This is a genomic window from Hymenobacter volaticus, from assembly GCF_022921055.1.
Taxonomy (GTDB): Bacteria; Bacteroidota; Bacteroidia; order Cytophagales; family Hymenobacteraceae; genus Hymenobacter; species Hymenobacter volaticus.
Genome location: NZ_CP095061.1, coordinates 3,095,493 through 3,114,490 on the forward strand (window position 1 = coordinate 3,095,493; position 18,998 = coordinate 3,114,490).

13 protein-coding genes and 2 pseudogenes are annotated in these 18,998 nt (G+C 57.0%); 10 read left to right on the forward strand and 5 right to left on the reverse strand.

Going from position 1 to position 18,998, the window contains the following annotated elements; genetic code table 11:
- Positions 1–81 precede the first annotated feature (81 nt).
- On the reverse strand, positions 82–2,055 hold the full coding sequence (locus tag MUN86_RS13520; RefSeq protein WP_245118474.1) for a sensor histidine kinase: 1,974 nt from the start codon (positions 2,053–2,055) through the stop codon (positions 82–84).
- 361 nt (positions 2,056–2,416) lie between these two features.
- Complete coding sequence (locus MUN86_RS13525) at positions 2,417–5,467, reverse strand: CheR family methyltransferase (RefSeq protein WP_245118475.1); 3,051 nt, start codon at positions 5,465–5,467, stop codon at positions 2,417–2,419.
- A gap of 224 nt (positions 5,468–5,691) precedes the next feature.
- Between MUN86_RS13525 and MUN86_RS13530 the strand changes: the two genes are divergently transcribed.
- The 10 genes and pseudogenes from MUN86_RS13530 (at position 5,692) to mutM (ending at position 16,675) form a co-directional block, all read left to right on the forward strand.
- Positions 5,692–6,699, forward strand: coding sequence for a chemotaxis protein CheB (locus tag MUN86_RS13530; RefSeq protein WP_245118476.1), 1,008 nt, complete (start codon positions 5,692–5,694; stop codon positions 6,697–6,699).
- Between the two features lie 258 nt (positions 6,700–6,957).
- On the forward strand, positions 6,958–7,212 hold the full coding sequence (locus tag MUN86_RS13535; protein WP_245118477.1) for a hypothetical protein: 255 nt from the start codon (positions 6,958–6,960) through the stop codon (positions 7,210–7,212).
- Between the two features lie 723 nt (positions 7,213–7,935).
- The gene (locus tag MUN86_RS13540) at positions 7,936–8,376 is read left to right on the forward strand and encodes a hypothetical protein (protein WP_245118478.1); all 441 of its coding nucleotides are present in this window, start codon (positions 7,936–7,938) and stop codon (positions 8,374–8,376) included.
- 147 nt (positions 8,377–8,523) lie between these two features.
- Complete coding sequence (locus tag MUN86_RS13545; RefSeq protein WP_245118479.1) at positions 8,524–8,838, forward strand: hypothetical protein; 315 nt, start codon at positions 8,524–8,526, stop codon at positions 8,836–8,838.
- Between the two features lie 66 nt (positions 8,839–8,904).
- Complete coding sequence (locus MUN86_RS13550; RefSeq protein WP_245118480.1) at positions 8,905–9,147, forward strand: KGG domain-containing protein; 243 nt, start codon at positions 8,905–8,907, stop codon at positions 9,145–9,147.
- A gap of 352 nt (positions 9,148–9,499) precedes the next feature.
- Positions 9,500–11,115: pseudogene (locus tag MUN86_RS13555) on the forward strand (MFS transporter).
- 398 nt (positions 11,116–11,513) lie between these two features.
- A pseudogene (locus MUN86_RS13560) lies at positions 11,514–13,300 on the forward strand (ABC transporter ATP-binding protein).
- Between the two features lie 358 nt (positions 13,301–13,658).
- Positions 13,659–14,576: a M48 family metalloprotease gene (locus MUN86_RS13565; protein ID WP_245118481.1), complete on the forward strand. Its 918-nt coding sequence runs from the start codon at positions 13,659–13,661 to the stop codon at positions 14,574–14,576.
- 167 nt (positions 14,577–14,743) lie between these two features.
- The gene (locus MUN86_RS13570; protein WP_245118483.1) at positions 14,744–15,643 is read left to right on the forward strand and encodes a PhzF family phenazine biosynthesis protein; all 900 of its coding nucleotides are present in this window, start codon (positions 14,744–14,746) and stop codon (positions 15,641–15,643) included.
- A gap of 144 nt (positions 15,644–15,787) precedes the next feature.
- On the forward strand, positions 15,788–16,675 hold the full coding sequence (gene mutM / locus MUN86_RS13575) for a DNA-formamidopyrimidine glycosylase (RefSeq protein ID WP_245118485.1): 888 nt from the start codon (positions 15,788–15,790) through the stop codon (positions 16,673–16,675).
- Between the two features lie 300 nt (positions 16,676–16,975).
- Here the strand turns inward: mutM and MUN86_RS13580 are convergent, their stop codons facing one another.
- The 3 genes from MUN86_RS13580 to MUN86_RS13590 are packed head-to-tail and all read right to left on the reverse strand — an operon-like array spanning position 16,976 to position 18,962.
- Positions 16,976–17,206: a hypothetical protein gene (locus MUN86_RS13580; RefSeq protein ID WP_245118486.1), complete on the reverse strand. Its 231-nt coding sequence runs from the start codon at positions 17,204–17,206 to the stop codon at positions 16,976–16,978.
- 50 nt (positions 17,207–17,256) lie between these two features.
- A complete protein-coding gene (locus tag MUN86_RS13585; RefSeq protein ID WP_245118487.1) occupies positions 17,257–17,556 on the reverse strand; it encodes a hypothetical protein in 300 nt (99 codons plus the stop codon).
- Positions 17,556–18,962: a radical SAM protein gene (locus MUN86_RS13590; RefSeq protein WP_245118489.1), complete on the reverse strand. Its 1,407-nt coding sequence runs from the start codon at positions 18,960–18,962 to the stop codon at positions 17,556–17,558. The genes MUN86_RS13585 and MUN86_RS13590 overlap by 1 nt, the downstream gene beginning before the upstream one ends.
- Between the last annotated feature and the right edge of the window lie 36 nt (positions 18,963–18,998).

Here is an 18,998-nt window from a genome sequence, read left to right on the forward strand (position 1 = left end):
CGGCTTTTGAATAAGGCTTACTGGTCGATGTGGCTTTAACTTCACAATCGTGCAGAGCCTCAAGCCTGCTTCGCTCTTACTTTACGGGTAGCTCGATGCTGACGATGGTGCCTTGGCCAGGGCGGGAATTGATGGTGAGAGTGCCGCCGAGCAACCCCACGCGGTTCTGAAGGCCGGGCAGACCGATGCCGTTGTGAGGAGTGATGTTGCGGGGGACTCAAAGCCTTGGCCGTTGTCTTCCACCGAAATAGACAGCTTGTCGTTTTCGCGCACCACGTGAATAAAGGCTTCCTGCGCTTGGGCGTGCTTGAGGATGTTGTTGAACAACTCTTGCACAATGCGGTACACGGCCACTTCCATGAGCCGCGGCAAGGGCTGGTCGAGGCCGGAGAAGTGCAGGTGCACGGGCAAGCTGCCCCGCGGAATCCGGCGGGCCAACTCTTCTAGCGCGAACTTCAACCCGAAATCTTCCAGGATGCCAGGGGTCAGTTCGAACGAGATAGTGCGTGTCATGCGGATGGCTTCGTTCAGCAAAGCATAGGCCTCGTCGCGGGGTGGGCGGCCGAGGCGGGTTTCGAGGTGCAGCTTGGCGGCATAGAGCAACTGCCCCACCCCGTTGTGCAAGGCTTCGGCAATGCGTTTGCGCTCGGCTTCCTCGGTGCTTAAAATGGCCGATAGCACTTCTTGTTGCTGACTCAGCTTGAGCTGGGTGGTTTCCTCGATGAGGCGGTTGCGCTCGGTCATGTCGCGGACGACGATCAGCACGCCGCTGATGTCGTCTTGTTGCTCGCCACGCAGCGGCACGATGTAGGCGTCGTAGTGGCCGGGGCGAACGATGAACGGGATGCCATTCAACACGACCTGCTCGCCACTGCGCAGCACCTGCCCGAAGAGCTGCTGCCACTCCGGCGTGTTCAGAGTCGGAAAAATGCTGAATATATCCTGGCCGACTACTTGCGCTTCTGGCAAACCAGCATACTTCTCGACTTCGCGGTTCCAGGCCGTAATGCGGCCCCCCCGGTCCAGCGCAATGATGCCATCGACGCTGTTATCGAGCAAGCTCTCCGAGAATTCTTTTTCGGCGCGGAGCTGCTCCTGGGCCGCGCGCTGCACCGTAATATCGCGCCACACGGCATGGACGAGCTGTTCGCCGTTTACGTTGATGTAGGTGGCTACCACTTCCAGCCACTTGTGCTCGCCTTGCAACGTGCTGCGGTACCACTCGAACCGGTGAGAACCTTTGCGGCGCAGTAAGGCTTGGTGGTGCCGGATCAGCTCCTCGGAACGGCCCCCGCCGGGCTGAAACTCGGGCACCATAAAACTGAGGGGTTTTCCTACCAGCTCGCTTTTTTCGGCGGCCCCGATCAGGCGCAGCGCCGAGGCGTTGCAATCCATAATGTGCAGGTTGCGGATAAGCACCACCGCATCGGCACTTTGCTCGAACAGGTGGCGGAAACGAGCCTCGCTTACGGCCAACGCTCTAGTGGCCGCGTGCTGGGCGCTTACATCGAGCAGTACCAGATGAAACTGCACCACGTTTTCCGGCGAAGTCACGCGGGTGCCGGCCAGCTGGATATACAGCTGTTGGTTGTTGCGGATGAAAGTAAGCTCGCAGGTTTGCCGGACGTCGGAAGCCGACAATGCGTCAAGAAAATCAGAAAATTCGACGCGGTCTTGTTCGGCAACAAACAAAGCGAGGCGGAGGCGCATCAGTTTCTGACGGACGTCGCCCAATAGCTGGGCCGCGTTTAGGTTGAGCTGCTGAATGGTGCCGTGGGTATCCAGCGTAAGGTAACCGATGGGCGCAAAGTCGTAGAGGTTAACGTATTCGAGGCGGGCAGTTTCGGCCTCCGCCTGGGCTAGGAGCAGTTGCTCGTACTGCATTTCCAGCTCGATCTGATGGGCTTGCAGTTCCTGCACAAGGCGCTGTATAGCATCGGGCGTGCTCTCGTCCACGGCCCGCGTAATGAGATGCCGCCGCCGTTCTGCCCGCTCGCGCAACGCCAGCAAGGCTTCCTTGGGAATATGCTGGTCGTTGTGGTCGAAGTCACTCATAGCAGGGGCTGCGCTGGCTCTACTCTACTAGTAACGCGTTATCTAAAAAGTCGTTCGCTGCCCGCTCTGGAATTGTGTAGGCTTGGTTGAGCTAAGAAAGAAGCGGATTCAGTAGGCGGCAAAAACGAAAAAGCAGCGCCAGAGACAAAAAAAGCAAGTTTTCTATTCGTACGCTACCTTCTGTATCAATGCTTACCAGCCAATGTAGACAAACAAGAAAGAATACTGCTTCTGGTCTATTGGGTTAAGCTTTTGGCGTAGCTGACGGTGACTATACCACGCGAGCAAGATGCGCTGGTTTCGTTCAGTAGGACGGACTATAGGCTTTGAACAACACGCGTACGGCCACTACTTACGCAGCCTAGGTTGTGTGCGGTTCTATAGCCTGGACGCCCAGCAGGATGTGCGCAGTGTAGCGGCCTTCGCTCAGGATGCGGCGCCCGTAGAGGGTTACGCTGCGTTGGCCCACCCCGGGGAAGATGGCATCGAGCGTCAGGTCATCGAAGGCGATTTCGGAATCTAGCAGCCCGCGTAAGTGGCCCAGCAGGCTAGGCTGGTTCCAGACGCCGTTGCTGAGTACGCCGAGGGACTGGCCTTTGATGGTAGCCGACCGTACCCCGAAGGTGCTAGCGAAAGCCTGGCTCACCGTAAGCACCCGCAGCTCGCCGTCGAGCACCAGCAGAGGCTCGCGCACCGTCTCGACGATGCTTTCGGCGAAGCGGCGGCTGTATTCCATCTGGTCTTCCAGCTTTTTGAGCCTCGTAATGTCGGTGAAGGTGATGACGGCGCCGTTGATATAGTTGTCGAGGGTACGGTAGGGCAAGATGCGCATAGAGTACCAGTCGCCGGTGGTGGTTTGGATAGAGGCTTCCACGCCCACTAGCCGGTCCAGCACCTGCTCCACGTCGGCTATCAGCCGCTCATAGCGCAGATTGTTGGCAAAGTGCGTGATGGGGCGCCCCACATCGGTGGCTAAGAGCGGAATAATGCGCCCCACCGGCGGGGTGAAGCGCTTAATGATCATTTCATTGTCGATGAAAATGGTGGCTATTTCGGTGGCATCGAGCAGGTTCTTCATGTCGTTGGCAGCCTGGCTCAGTTCCTCGGTTTTGTGCAGATACTGCATGTTGAGGGTCATCAGCTCCTCGTTGAGGCTCTGCATTTCCTCTTTGTTGGTCATGGCCTCCTCGTTGGTGCTTTGCAGCTCCTCGTTGGCACTTTGCAGTTCTTCGTTGGTGCTTTTGAGCTCCTCCAGGCTGCTTTCCATTTCCTCGATGGTGGTTTGCAGCCGGTGGCGGGTGTATTGCAGCTCTTTTTCGAGGGCCGTAATCTGCGTATCGTGGTCGGAGTTGGCGCTGAGCTTGCCGCGCCGCACCCGCTGCGGGGTGGCGGTATCTTCAAAGACCACCAACAACAAGCCCGCCAGCTGCACCGGCTCCTGCAAGTATTTCACCGTGAGGCGCAGCAACTGAAACCCGGCTTCGGTTTTCACTTTCACGTTTTCAGTCACAACATCCTGCCGCTGCTGCGTGGCCCGGTGCACGGCGTCGTTGATTTCGAAGTGCAGCTCCTGGCGGGCCATATCGAAAATATTGAGGCCACTCAGTCCAGGCGCGGGTTCCAGATACTTGCCGGTGCGGCCATTCACAAACAGAATCTCGCCCTTGGGGTTGATGACCACGGCCGGCGGGGAGTAAGAGGCAAGCAGCAGACGTTGGATAAGCGCGGCAAACGTATTGTCGCGGCGGGGAGCGGCAGAGGGTACCATGTTGCTGGAAGCAGTGGAAGCTGTGGCTTGCTGCCGCGAAGTGGAAAGAGGAAAATTAGCCAGCCGCACTAGTTGCGAGGCTGTTTCGTTGGCTCTGGAAATCTTCCACTTCACATCCAAAGGCGTAAACAAATCCTGGAAGCCCGTCAGGTTTTCGGAAGGACCCAGAAACAGAATACCGTCGGGATTGAGGGCGTAGTGAAAGACCGGAATCAAGCTCTTTTGCAACTCGGACGACAAGTAAATCAGCAGGTTGCGGCAGCATAGCAAGTCGAGGCGCGTGAAGGGAGCGTCGCGGCTGATGTTGTGCAAGGCAAACACCATGGAATCGCGCACGTCTTTCCGAATCTGGTAGGAATTGTCGACTTTGTTGAAGAAGCGACGCAGCCGCTCGGGGCTTACGTCGGCCGCAATGTTGGCGGGATAGATGCCCACCCGGGCGTAGTCGATGCTTTCGGAATTGATGTCGGTGGCGAACAACTGAAAGCGAAGGTTGCGGTCGGGTTCGGCCTCTATGCACTCCAACAAGGTCATGGCCAGTGAATAGGCTTCTTCGCCGGTAGAGCAGCCCGGAGCCCACACTCGAATGGTAGTACCCGGCTCCTGCTTGCGGAGGAGCGGCACCAAGTGCCGCTTGAGCGCCCCGTAGGCCTCGGGGTCGCGGAAGAACTTGGTTACGCCTATCAGGAGCTCCTTAAATAATTGCTCGACCTCCACCGGATTCTCTTGCAGGTAGCGCACGTAGCGCGTAAACTCCTTGATCTGGTGGCTGTTCATGCGCCGCTCGATGCGCCGGAACACGGTGTTGCGCTTGTAGTATGAGAAGTCGTGGCCGGTTTGGTTACGGATCAGAACAAAGATCTTCTGCAAGGCATGCCCCGGTAGCGAAGGCGAGACATTGGCCGACGCCGAGAGGGCCCGTAGCGAGCGGCCCGCCGTGGGTTGCTGCACGTACGCCAGTATCTGGGGCACCATACTGACGGCAGGCACAATAAAGTCAACGAACTCGGTGGCAATGGCTGCGCGCGGCATGGAATCGTACTGTGCCGTATCGGGGTCCTGCACCATCACCATGCCGAAGTTTTCCATAATCATCTTCAGCCCAATGCTGCCATCGGAACCCATGCCCGAAAGAATGACGCAGATGGCCCGCTGACGGACGTCCTTGGCTAGGCTTTGCAGAAAGTAGTCGATGGGCAAGCGGCGACCCGGCGGCTGGGTAGGCTCGAGCAGGTGCAGCACGCCCTGCATCAGCGACATGTCTTTGGCCGGCGGAATTACATACACGTGGTTGGGACGCACTTTCAACCCGTCGGTTACTTCCACTACTGGCACATTGGTGAAGCGCTGAAGCACCTGCGGCAGCTCGGTTTGGGGAGTGGGCATCTGGTGGGTGACCACCACGTAGGCCAAGCCGCTGCTTTCGGGGATGGCGCGCAGAACCACTTCCAGCGCGCTCAACGAGCCCGCCGACCCGCCCAGACACACCACAGGAAAGTTGATGGAGTTGCGGGCTACATTGAAGCCGACTTGGTCGGGGCCGGGTTGGATTTCGATGCCAGGCCCACCGGTGGGTTGTGAGGTAGTGGTAGCGGGTAGTGCAGCATCCAAAGGAGAACCTGACTGCACGTCTCTTTTTTTCATATCAACCAAAACAGCTCCTTCCCCACAACTACAAGCAGTAATCAGGAAGTCTGCTTTTTCAAAAGTAAGCAGAAAGAATGGGCCGCAGCATTGCATAGAATACAGTTGATTTTGCAAAAAACTGTTCCTACAAGCAGCCAAACCACATTCTCGCACGTAAACTTTTTTTTGCTATCAGTTGGTTGACTGAACTAAGGCTTACCTATCTACAGTAACTTTTCTGAGTGAAACCGTCTTACATAATAGTTATCGGCACTTCGGCTGGAGGCATGCCGGCTCTTACTCAACTGGTAGCGCAACTACCTGCCACCCTACCCGCTGCCGTGTTGGTGGTACAGCATTTGGCGCCCAACTCGTCGGGCGAGCACCTTGTGTCGCGCCTTAGTCAGCACACCCAGCTGCGCTGCCACTTGGCCACTCACCAGGAGCTTGTCGAGGCTGGGCACTTGTACCTGGCGCCCGCCGACCGGCATCTGCTGGTCAAAGACGGCCGGCTGATGGTAACCAAAGGCCCGCACGAAAACAGTTATCGGCCCGCGGTGGATGCCCTCTTCCGGGCGGCGGCGGTAAACTACGGCCCGGCCGTTATTGGCGTAATCCTTACGGGCATGCTGCACGATGGCACTGCTGGCCTCGATTTTATTAAGCGCTGCGGGGGGCAAGCTGTGGTGCAGGACCCCGACGATGCCGAGTTTCCTAGCATGCCTTATACAGCGCTTCGTTCCGTCGAGGTCGACTACGTAGTGCCCCTCTCTCATATAGGAGCCCTTTTGCAGGAGTTGACGAGTCAAACCTTGCCGCCTCCAAAACCAATTCCTGACGATCTAAAAGCGGAGGCCGCCATTGCGGAACGAGTTGTGGGAAGCACAGAAGACATCGATAAATTCGGCGAACAAGTACCGCTGACCTGCCCTGATTGTGGCGGAGCACTCTGGAAGCTGGAACAAGGCAACGTGCTGCGGTTCCGCTGCCACACCGGTCACGCCTTCACCGCCGACGCGCTGTTTGAGAGTTCCAGACACGCGCTAGAAGAAACCTTGTGGGTGGCGCTGCGCATGATGGAAGAGCGCAAAAATTTGCTTAGCAGTATGGCTACCCGGGGTGAGGGGCAGTGGAGCGTGCAGCAGGAAGAACGCCTCGACGAAATAAAAAGCCACATCAACCGCCTCCGGGAATTTCTGCTCAACGGCAGTACAGGTGCCACCAAGGCGTCGGATCAAAAGCAAGCGTAGCTCCTTGTTTTCAGCATAAATACGAACGCTCCACCCCAGCCAGGTACATACGGTTGGGGTGGAGCGTTCGTATTTACCGCCTAGTGAAAATACGTATTTACACGGGCATATATAGTGTTTATACGTATAATAAATTGTGTTTTAATTTGAATCATTGTAAAGTAAAGCGAGTAGGTCCGCTTGCGGCTTACTTAAGCTTAGACTTTTCTCCCGTTCAGCTTATCTGGGGCTTTGTGCTCCAACCTAGTTGTTATCGTTATGTCACGTCTTACACCTTCGCAACTTCAGGAAGCAGGGTTTCGTCCCTGTTCGCAACCACCGCACGGGTGGCAGTTCGCCGGCGACGTATATATGCGCGAGTTGCCGAAAGGCCCAGCGTACGTGCTTTGTCTTGAGTACTCAGAAGAAGTGGAGGCCTTTATTGGTGACTGGACGAATCCGCTAGCTTATTTCTACTGGCCATCCGCCGACACGCGCAAACTGAGTGACCTATTGCACACGGCTCATAACTAACCTAAGCCGCTAGCCGCTATCTGCCCCAAACCTACCGGCAGTAGCTACCTAACGGATCAACCCACGAGCCGCTATCTTACAATAGCCCGCGAACAAGTCTTTAAAACAGTGCTCCGTGTGCGGGCGCTGCATTCTTGTTCGCTGAACAGTAATACGCCACTCTGCTGGCAGGACGATGACAGGCGGTTGAATGCGAATACGCCTACCAGGTGATAGGTGCGCTGCTGCCATTCGGCAGCGGAAAACTTTGTGTTGCTGCATTGGCCTACGCAACCTTGAGTACCAAGGCTAGTGCTGGCCGCTTGCAGGGTACGTGATGTACTGACCAGTTAAACCCGAGAAGCATTGGGTTTGCTGGCGTCAGGGTTTGAAATACGAGGTGGAGATAAACTCAACTGCACAAGTCAGAGAATATGGAGTTGAAAAATACGTGCTTTTAACAGGACTATTTGCGTATTAATTCAGCCACTTTTCGGAGTAATGGTTGCGTTAAAAGAGCGAGCTGGCTGCCCAATCTGAAATGCGGTTGGAGAAGCAGTTTCCGTCACGAAGGGTAGTCAGCTGCTGGTAGAGGAAGATTGCTTAAGAGTTGATTCCCTACTTCTCGGCCGCATTTCATTGCTCTATCTGTTGCGGATGCAACGGAAATCACGGCCGCGAATAGATGGTCTTGCTTTTTTCCGCGGCCTTTTTCGGCCCCTTTGCTGCATAAGTTTTTTCGCTATGGCCTCACTTCACTTTGTTCTTTGGCAGTCCGTTGGGTCACAGACAAGTCAGCATCTGGCTTTGTTTGAGCAGGCTCCTGTTGCCGAGGATACGGATTCGGTTCTGGCGCATTGGGTGCTACCCGACCTGACGCATCATCAACTGATCCAGCAGAGCCACTCGCTGTTGGTAGAAGCGACGCACCTGCCCCCTCCTACTCACTTGCTCGACATGGGAGAATGCACCCTGATAACGGGTAAGCTACCGCTGCAAGCTGATCAGGAGCGCCTGTGCCTTGGCTTTGAAGGCAATACGCTACGGGGCCACTTTGCCATGCTGCGGCTGCGCCCAGGCGGCAGCCGGTGGCTGTTCGGCCGGCTCCAATTCATGCCCGACAGGTTTCAGCGCGGCCCGCAAGTGGCGCCTTTATGGCCGAGTACGCAAACCACATCGGTATAAGTCGCCACGGCACAGGTAGTAATACGCAAAGAGTAAATTGGTCATTACTACGCAGTTAATCCAAGGCAAGCACGTCTAATTTTGTTTTCAGCCTTCCAGAGCGAGTTCACCGACAGCTTCTTTCCACTTCCTTCTGTCCCCTTCCCTATGCTCGACTTCTCCTCCCTCAGCGACCCTACTGCTCGCGTGTATACCATCGACCTCAATCAAACCGACCCGGTGCGATTGGCCAGCCGACTGTATCAAGCCAATCCACGGCAGCGTCCGCAGTTGCTTATCGACTGCCAGCACCTGGAGTGCCTGCGCACCCGGGGTGTAAGCCACTTAGCATCACAGCTACTACTTACCCGGCAAGCAGGCGCCGATATTCTGCTCTACAACGTGGACACGGTGCTCTGCCGGGCGCTGCACCTACTGCAGTTGCACCTGTTGTTCCGGGTGATACCGACTCCTATCGCCTAACCTCGTTTCTACTTTACATTTCCTTTCCACAACCAGATCATTTCTTTTCCACTAATTTCTTTCGTCATGGCTACTACCTCTCAAAACGCATCATCGAGCCGCGCTAAGTCCACTGCAGCACCTAAGACTGGTAATCCACGCGGCTTTGCAGCCATGGACCCAGCTACGCAGCGTCGTATTGCTAGCGAAGGCGGCAAAGCTTCCCACGAGAGTGGCCGGGGCCACCAGTGGACGCCCGAAGAGGCGCGCGCTGCGGGCCGTAAGGGTGGCCAAGCCAGCCGTACGAATCGGGCTTCAACCAACAGCTAAAACATAAGAGCCGGCGTACCAGCCGGATATTTCGAGCTTATTATGCAACAAAAAGCCCGGAGAAACTCCGGGGCTTTTTCATTTAAATGCAACGCCTTGTCCAGCTTAGCAACCCGCGTCTGGTTGAGGCGCTTGGCGAGCTGTGGTTGCCGGTCGTTTGATTGTATGTGCTGCCTGCTTTGGGCACTTCTAGGCTTGTTGGGGCTTTCGCCGGCTGGTGGGTTAGCCTAAAGGGGGAGGTGCTACGTAAGCAGTGCGGTTTCTGCTTTTGTTGCTTATGTCTGTTACTGCTACGCTGGCACCGCCGGCCCCCGTTTCGCCCATGGCGCCCCTCCGGATTCCGTTTTTCCGGATGCTCTGGATTGCCTCTTTCGTTTCCAACATCGGCACCTGGATGCAAAATGTGGGCGCCGTGGGGCTAATGACCGACCTCACGACTTCGCCTGTACTGGTGGCCTTGCTGCAAACGGCTTCGGCCCTACCCGTATTTCTACTGAGCTTGCCCGCTGGTGCCCTCGCCGACTTAGTGGATCGGCGGCGAATGTTGATGCTCACGCAGTCATGGATGGCCGGGGTGGCGCTGGTGCTAGCGGCTCTGACGCTACTCGGGTTCACTACGCCGTGGCTGCTGCTGCTGCTTACGTTTCTGCTAGGGCTGGGCGGTGCCCTCAACAACCCCGTGTGGCAAACCGTGACGCCCGAACTAGTACCCCGCGAACAACTGCCGCAAGCCTTGGCGCTCAACAGTGTGAGCTTCAATCTGGCCCGCTCGTTTGGGCCAGCGCTCGGCGGCTTGCTGATTGGCAGTTTCTCGGCGGGGGCGGCGTTTCTGCTCAACGGGTTATCGTTTTTAGCTACCATTTATATGGTCTGGCGCTGGAAGCGGGAGCCGCAAGCCACCTCCACGCTGGCCGGCGAGCGGGTGCTGGCCGCCATTCGAGGGGCGTGCGCTACGCGCGTTTCGCCCCGCCAGTCCAGAATATCTTGGTTCGGGGCGTGAGCTTTACGTTTGGGGCTTCGGCGCTGTTTGCTTTGATGCCAGCCGTAGTGGCGCGGCGCTTGCTGCTGCCTACTTCGTTTTATTCGGTGCTACTGTCGTGTATGGGCGCGGGTGCCGTGCTCGGTGCGGTGGTGCTGCCCAATATCAACCGTCGCATCACTATCAACTGGCGCGTAACGCTGGCCACGGTGGCTTTTGCCATTGGTCTGCTCGGGTTGGCCTTCGTGGACAACCGGGTGGTGCTCTCGGGGTTGCTGGTGCTGGTGGGGTTGGCGTGGATGTTGGTGCTCAATTCGTTTAGTGTAGGCGTGCAAACGGTGGTGCCGCGCTGGGTACAGGCCCGCACCATCAGCTTGTACCTGCTTACTATTCAGGGCGGCATGGCCCTGGGCAGCGTGGTGTGGGGTTCGGTGGCCAGCCACTGGGGCCTGCCTGTGGCTCTGGCCGGCGCGGCCGTCTGGCTAGGATTAAGCACGCTGCTGGTACTACGTTATTCGCTCATCAACAACACCGAAACCCTGGACTTCACCCCAGCCCGGTCGCGCCCCGAGTTGGTACTAGCGCAGGAACCCGCCCCCAATGCTGGCCCGGTTATCATCACGACCACCTACCAAGTAGCCCCCGCCGACCATCCGGCCTTCGCAACCCTCATGGAGCAACTTAGCCGCATCCGCCGCCGCGAAGGGGCCATCCGGGTCGGTCTCTATACCGACCTGGCCGATCCGAACCGGCTGGTCGAGTACTTCATGGTGGAGTCGTGGGAGGAGTACGAACAGCTGCACGATCGGGGTGTGAGCCGTGAAGAAGCCGATGTGAAAGCCCTTGCCCGCCAACTGCACCAAGGCCCCGACAAACCCGTAATCACCCGCTTGCTAGCCGAGCACGCCGGCGAACCGTCCAGCCAAACCGCCATGGTGCCCGGCAGCACCCGCCTAGTAGCCAGCACCGCCGGCGAAACCGCCAGCTAAAGCTAAAAGGCTAGTTATCTTCAGCTAATAGTGCGCATCCGGCAAGGGAGTTAGGGATAGTTGACCACTCTTCGTTTACTCCATCCTGCTGAGCACAGCCGAAGCATCTCGCGTGCTGACGTTGTGGTGCTAGCCGACATGCTGAGCGCAGCCGAAGCATCTCGCTCGAATCGTTGAATTAGCACCACAACGTCAGCACGCGAGATGCTTCGACTCCGCTCAGCATGACGGATGGTGTGAATAACGATTTTAACTGCCTACCTATCTTCTTAAAGTAGTGCTACACCATTTCCTACCTGCTTCGTAGGTGAAGGATGAATAAATAGGGAGTGGTCTGTAGCTGAACTGAAACCTTCTCCCTAGTTGGATGCTTTATCTATGAATACTCCTCTTCTTCTATGAAACTGCTCTACGGCTATCTGCGCAATTATTGGGGACTATTGGTGTTGGCCCTGGTACTGGCAGCCATCAATCAGATTTTCTCTCTGCTTGATCCCTGGATTTTCCGCAAAATCATCGACCAGTACGTGGTCAAGCCAAGCGGGGCGCTGCATGACGTCAACTTCCGTACGTTTTTGAGTGGCGCCGGCTTGCTGATACTGGCGGCTATGGGCGTGGCCATGGTGTCGCGCATCGCCAAAAACTTCCAAGATTACTACGTCAACGTGATTACCCAGCGGCTGGGGGCGCAGCTGTACTCTGATGGGTTGCGCCACTCTCTGGAACTGCCGTATCAGGTATTCGAGGATCAACGCTCGGGCGAAACGCTGGGTAAGCTCCAGAAGGTCCGCACCGACGTTGAGAAACTGATTGCCTCGTTCGTGAACGTGCTGTTTGTAGGGCTGGTGGGCATCATCTTCGTGGTGGGCTATGCCCTTACGGTGTACTGGGTGATTGCGCCAGTTTACTTCCTGACCATCCCGCTGCTGGGCTTCCTGAGTTCGGTGCTGAGCAAGAAAATTAAGGTGGTGCAGAAAACCATCGTGGCCGAAACCACGGCGTTGGCGGGCGCGACCACTGAAAGCTTGCGCAACATTGAGTTGGTGAAAAGCCTAGGGCTAGCCCAGCAGGAAACCGAGCGACTGAATGCTACTACCAACAAGATTCTGAAGCTGGAGCTCAAGAAGGTGCGCTACATCCGGTCGTTGTCGTTTGTGCAGGGCACGTTCGTGAACTTGCTGCGCAACGCCATCTTGCTGTTGATGCTGTATTTGGTGGTGCAGGGCCGCATTACGGTGGGCGAGTTTTTCTCACTGTTTATTTACTCGTTTGCCATTTTTGGGCCGCTGCAGGAAATGGGCAACATCATCAATATCTACCGCGAAACCGAGGCTTCCTTAGCCAACTTCGAGCAGATACTAGCCACGCCGCGCGACGTGAAGCCCACGCACCCCAAAGACATCAAGCAGATCCAAACCTTGGCTTTCGATGAGGTGCGGTTCAAACACCTTTCGGCCAGCAACGCCGCGCTGGATGGCATTTCCTTCGACACCAAGCTCGGCGAAACCATTGCGTTTGTGGGACCGTCGGGGTCCGGCAAAACCACGCTCGTAAAGCTCTTGGTAGGCCTCTACCCACCCGCCGCCGGCCAAATTCTCTACAACGGCATCCCCGGCACCGAAATCGACTTGGACACGCTGCGCGAGCAAATCGGGTTCGTTACGCAGGACACGCAGCTTTTCGCGGGCACTATCCGTGAGAATCTGCGCTTCGTGGCGCCCCAGGCCACCGATGAGGAATGCCTGCGCGCCCTGCACGAAGCAGCCGCCGATTCGCTTCTGGCCCGTGCCCCCAGGGCCTCGACACCGTGATTGGGGAAGGCGGCGTGAAAGTTTCAGGCGGCGAAAAGCAGCGCCTCAGCATTGCGCGGGCCTTGCTGCGGCGCCCCACGCTGCTGGTATTCGACGAAGCCACTTCGGCACTGGACTCGCTCACGGAAGAGGAAATCAGCCAGACCGTGCGGGAGCTTTCGGGCTCGCGCCAGCACATCACCATCCTCATTGCGCACCGCCTGAGTACCATCCTGCACGCCGACAAGATCTTCGTGCTAGAGCGCGGCCATATCGCCGAACAAGGCCGCCACGACGAACTTTTGCTGCAAAAAGGCCTTTACTACGCTATGTGGCGCCAGCAAATTGGCGAGCGGCCAACTTCATCCATTGCCCCCCAGCTGGTGCAAGTCTAAAAGCCGACGCTGCTTTTTTAACGCAAAGCGCATACTGCACTCCTCAGGCCTTACGCCTAGTGCAGTATGCGCTTTGCCTTAGATTGACAGTCTGGAGCATTGGGCACTTCGTGGCAGCTTCCCGCATGGAGAACTTTCATGATCGGCAAGCAGAATTGTTGTCTTGAGTACTGAGCGCAAATAAAGCAGAACTGTTGCGGTACTAATACCAGCTTAGCACTAAGCGTAAGCAAGCCGCTTTACAATGTTGGTCGTAACAGCCGTAGATGAGTTGATGCAAGGGCACTAAAAATCGGTGAGGCGCGTTATTTAGGCACGATTCCTGACTATCCAGGTTTCTCATCTCACCGATATTTCCATGACGTTTCAGCCTCGCTTTTTCCGCCATTTCGCCGGCTTGCTGCTGGGTGCGTGGCTGCTTCTGGCCGGTTCGGTCAGTGCTCAATCTTCGACTACTCCTAAGCGCGACGTACTGCGCGAAATCACCGATGTGGTAGGCCTCAAGCCCCGCTTCGAACTACAAGCCACCTCGGCCGTGCAAAACGCGGCAGCAGTGGTATACAGCGGCAAACGCTTCCTCCTGTATAACCCCGATTTTGTGGCTGCCGTGAACCGTGCTGGCCGCTCCGATTGGGCGGGCATCAGCATCTTAGCGCACGAAATGGGTCACCACCTCAACGGCCACACGCTGAAGCCCGGCGGCTCTAACCCCACCGACGAGCTGGAAGCCGACGAGTTTTCGGGCTTTGTGCTGCGCAAAATGGGCGCGAGCTTAGCCGAGGCTCAGGCCGGTATGGCTGTGGTATCGGACGAGGAAGCCTCGCCTACGCACCCTGGCCGCTCAACCCGCCTCAAGGCTATCAGCGACGGTTGGCAGCGTGCTAGCCAGCAGATTGCAGCCAGCAACCACGCCACTGCCCCTTCGGCCGCCCCGGCTATTGTGAGCAATACGCCGGCAGTGCTGCCTGGCCGGACCAACTCTGGCGCGGGCACGCCCGTCGTGATGGCTAGCAACGGGCAGATGAGCTTGGTGGGCAAGATTACCTTCCGCAACAAGCCTAATCAACCGTTCTATCTTACCAACCGCCTTAACGTTATCCGCCTCGACCATGAGGAACATACCGCTCAGGTAGTGGGCCGCATCACTCGGTCCAACAACGAAGACTTCCCCTTCATCTTGGTTGACGAACAAAACCGCCGCCTCTTGATTGATGCTGCCGGTGCCGTTTACGACAGCAACGGCCGGCAAGTAGCCATGGTCTCGGACCCTTCGTAAGCTTCTTCTCAGTAGTTAAAAAGCCGGTTTCCCGTTAGGAACCCGGCTTTTTTGTTGCCTTAAGGTGACGTTGCGCAACACTAAACTAACAGGTTGAATAGCCGCATTCCTGTTACCACATTGGACGGCGTAGGCTGTAGCTTTGCTGCCAATCAATCTGCGCCTCTATGCCTACGCTCCCTTTCTTGCTTGTTGATGCTTTCACAGAAACCCCGCTGGGCGGCAATCCGTGCGCAGTGGTTTTGGATGCCGACAACCTTACCGACGAGCAGATGCAGCGCTTGGCGAGGGAATTCAACCAGTCGGAAACCGCCTTCGTGCGTCGTTCTGCAGACGCAGATTTTGGTGTTCGCTTCTTTACGCCAGCCGAAGAAATTCCGCTGGCCGGGCACCCCACCATTGCCACCGTTGTGGCGCTGATGCACGCGGGCCGCTTGCCGCTCACGGGTCCGCGCACCACATTGCAGCTCGCCCTGCGCGACGGTCCTATTCGTATCGATGTGGACGCGGCGGCTGCCCCAGACGAGCTACCGCAGGTGTTAATGACGCAACGCAAGCCTGTGTTTGGGTTGTTGCACGATCCGGCGGTGGTAGCACCGCTCTTTGGCCTCACGCCCAACGATGTGTTGCCCGGCGCGCCAATCCAAACGGTGAGCACCGGCACCCGGCAGCTAATGATGTTCCTACGCGACCATGACGCTCTGCGCCGGGCCACGCCACCCGAACCCGCTGCCTACGCCCGCTACCGCGCCACCTCTGATTTCTTTAGTCCGCATCTGTTTTGCTTGGGCGGTGCCACCCCTACGGGGCATACGTTTGCCCGGCAGTTTGGCACGCCTCCCGACCTGGCCGAAGACCCGGTTACGGGTTCGGCTACCGGCGGCATGGCGGCGTACCTCTGGCACTACGCCTACCTTGCTCAACCTGATTTCATTGCCGAGCAAGGGCACTGGTTAGGTCGGCCAGGCACTATAAATGTGCATGTAGCCGGCCCTCGCGAAGACATCGAGTTCGTGCGCATTGGTGGCACCGGCGTGGTGCTCGTAGAAGGCAAGCTGACAATGTAAGTGGTTGAAAACGGTTAAATGGCAATAGCAGGCAGCTCGCCGAAAGTGGGAGTCTGCACACTGATGAACAAGGTTTTGTTGCAACTCTGAGCCCGCGGAAGCTGTTCAGTACCTGAACCGTGTTGTACTTATTGCTCCTGCTCCGTGCCCGAATTACCCGAAGTTGAAACCTACCGCCGCTTCCTCGACGACATCATCCTGCACCAACCTATTACGGCGTTTGAAGTGAAAGACGCCCACGTCCTTGTGACCGACGAAGACACGTTGCGCAAGGCCTTGGTCGGCCGTCACGTAACGGCCACTCGCCGCCTCGGCAAAAACTGCTTTCTAGAGCTCGACAACGGCCAGGTGCTGGCCTTGCATTTCGGCATGACCGGCGACGTGGGCGCCTACCGCGACGACCACGACGCGCCCCGCTTCACCCGCGTCGCCTTCCACCTGGCTGATGGCCTGCGCGTCGCCTTCATCGACCCGCGCAAGTTCGGCCGTATCCGGCTTGTGGAAAGCGTAGCACAGTATCAGAAAGCCAAGAAGCTCGGCCCCGACGCGCTAGATGTGACGCCCGAGCACCTGCAAGCCGTGCTCGGCACCAAAAAGCCGATGATCAAGCCGCTGCTTCTTGACCAAGGCATCACGGCGGGTCTCGGCAACTGGATTGTGGATGAAGTACTGTTTCAAGCCAAGATTCATCCGGAGCGCCGGGCGCATACGCTTAGTTCCAAAGAGTTTAAAGCCCTGCACGCCGCCATCCAATTGGTGCTTACCACCGCTATTCAACACGAAGCCACCTATCGACACTTCCCGGCTTCGTTCCTGATTCACGCCCGCGAGTGGGACGATTCCGCCACCCCCGGCACGGACGCCCACACCTTCTGTCCCCGCCACCCCAAAACGTTGATTGATAAAGGCTACGTGGGCGGCCGGGCTACTTACCATTGCCCACGGTGTCAGCCGGCCCCAGCCTCAGACATGGATAGCAGCGCCAGCGCAACAGGTGCCAAACCCGATGAGCAGCACCAACAAAGCGCTTAGCCAGTAGGCTTGTTGGATGCCAGATGTGTGGCTCAGTGAAGCAAAGAACATAACGACAAATAGTTGACCGAGGAGTGCCAGAGCCATTCCATACATAAATTCTAGGCTGTCGTGGCGGTAAACGAATTTGATGATGACTGCCAGCAGCAACACAACCGCCAAATTGATACCCACAATACGTTGGTAGGGTGTCTTCATGAGTAGTCTTGAGCAGAATCTAGTGCATGTTACCTAAGCCACCGTTCAAGACTACCATACCGCTGCACGCACCAAACCCGATCAGAAGCACCAACAGGGCGCTTAGAAAGTAAGGCGCGGGCTTTTGTCGGTTGGTTGATTTGTATTCTGAAACAAATGAAATAAGCCCAGCAACACGTTCACGGCAGCCTGTATAACATAGCCAAATGCAAACAGCGCCGCACTGCCTAATTCGGTGACGCCGGCCAACAACCCCAGCACGACGGCCGCTAGAAGCAGACCGAGTAGGTTGTTGCGTAGAATATGGTTGGGTTGTGGAGCTGAATCAGGCATGACAGTCGGGAAAACAACCAACAGTAAGTTACAGCATATTTGAGCAGACTCTAATGACCACCTTTCATGTTGGATAACAATAGCCCACATACCCCGAAACCAATCAACAGTAGTAATAAGCCTGATAAAAAGAAGGCCAAGGCGTAGTGCATCCTATTGCCCGACAACATCATGATTGCGCCAGTTAACCCGTTGAGTAACACCAGCGCGCCAATTGCCATGGGCAACGAATCGATACCTTCAAACACGGCCACTAGCAATAAGATACCTAGATTAAGTATCAGCGGCCAAGTCACGGACTCTTTATCCGCGGGCTTCTTCGGCGGTTGCGGCAACGGGTTCGGCTCCATTAGATAATGCCCGTGCGTTCGGACCGCAGTTCATCTAGCCGCGCCAGCTTCTCGGCGTCGCGGTAGAAGATGTTCATGGTTTCGAAGGGCACGATTTTCAGGTCTTTGCTCACAATATGAACGCAGGATTTTTTCACGGCCCGCACGTCGAAATTGTGCGCGTCCATGAACTGCAAGATGATAATGCGGAACAGGTTGTCGTAGCTCAGATTGGGGGCCGAGACCTGCGGCAAACAGCACAACAACTGGTTGATTTCGGGCACCACCGTATCCACGGTATTAGCCGTGCTGAACAGCTTGAGCATGTGCTGACGCAGGCGCGGGTCACGCTCATACACGATGGTGTTGCTGCTGTTGGTGAGCAGTTCGGCGGGGTCGAGGTAGCGCGTGAGCGGGAAGACTTCGCCGTCCAGCTTCAGGGCGTAGGCCATGGCTAGCGCGTCGGGGTTGCAGGGTACGGGCAGCAGGTCGGCGGCGGTAAACACCGAGCTTTGGTTGATGATGCCCTGCCGTACTTCGGTGAGCGAAAACGAATCGGTAGCTGGGTTAAAATTGTCGAGGCGGCCGGCGGCTTGGGTGGGCTGAAACGTGACGCCGCGCACGCAACGTTGCTTGAGGGCGTAGTCGATGATGTCGCCCATCTCGTCATCGTTGAGGCCTTTTTGCAGGGTCACGACCAGCGTGGTGCTGAGGTTGTGTTTGTTGAGGTTTGCTATGGCCTTTTGGCGCACTTCGCGCAGGTCGCGGCCGCGCATGGTTTGCAACACGTTCTCGCGGAACGAGTCGAACTGCAAGTACACTTCAAAGGCGCCCGCATAGGTAGCTAGCCGTGCCACAAAGGCTTCGTCTTTGGCTAGGCGCACGCCGTTGGTGTTCACCATCAGGTGCTTGATGGGTTTGCGCTTGCACATATCCAGAATCTCCCAGAACTGCGGGTGCAGCGTGGGCTCACCGCCGGACAATTGCACCACGTCGGGCTCGCCTTCGTTGGCCACCACTAGGTCCACCATGGCTTCCACTTCCTCTAAGGTGCGGTGGCGGCCGTGTGTCGGGCTGCTTTCGGCGTAGCAGGTGGGGCAGGTAAGGTTGCAGCGGTCGGTTATTTCCACCACCGTGAGGCAGCTGTGCTGCTCGTGGTCGGTGCAGAGGCCGCAGTCGTAGGGGCAGCCGTAGTGGGTGGCCATGTTGAAGCGGCGCGGCGTTTCGCTCGGCTTCACGTAGTTGCGGATGCTCTTGTAATATTCGATATCGGTGGCGATGCGCACCTTTTGGCGCCCATGCTCGGGGCAGCGCTTGAGCATATACACATTCCCGTCCTCGAACACGATTTTGGCCTCGATGCGGCGCAGGCATTCCGGGCAGAGGCTCAGGGTGAAATCGTAGTAGATATAAGGACGTTCGGGCATGGCAGGGAAGGTTAGATGAAGGGTTACAGTATCAAG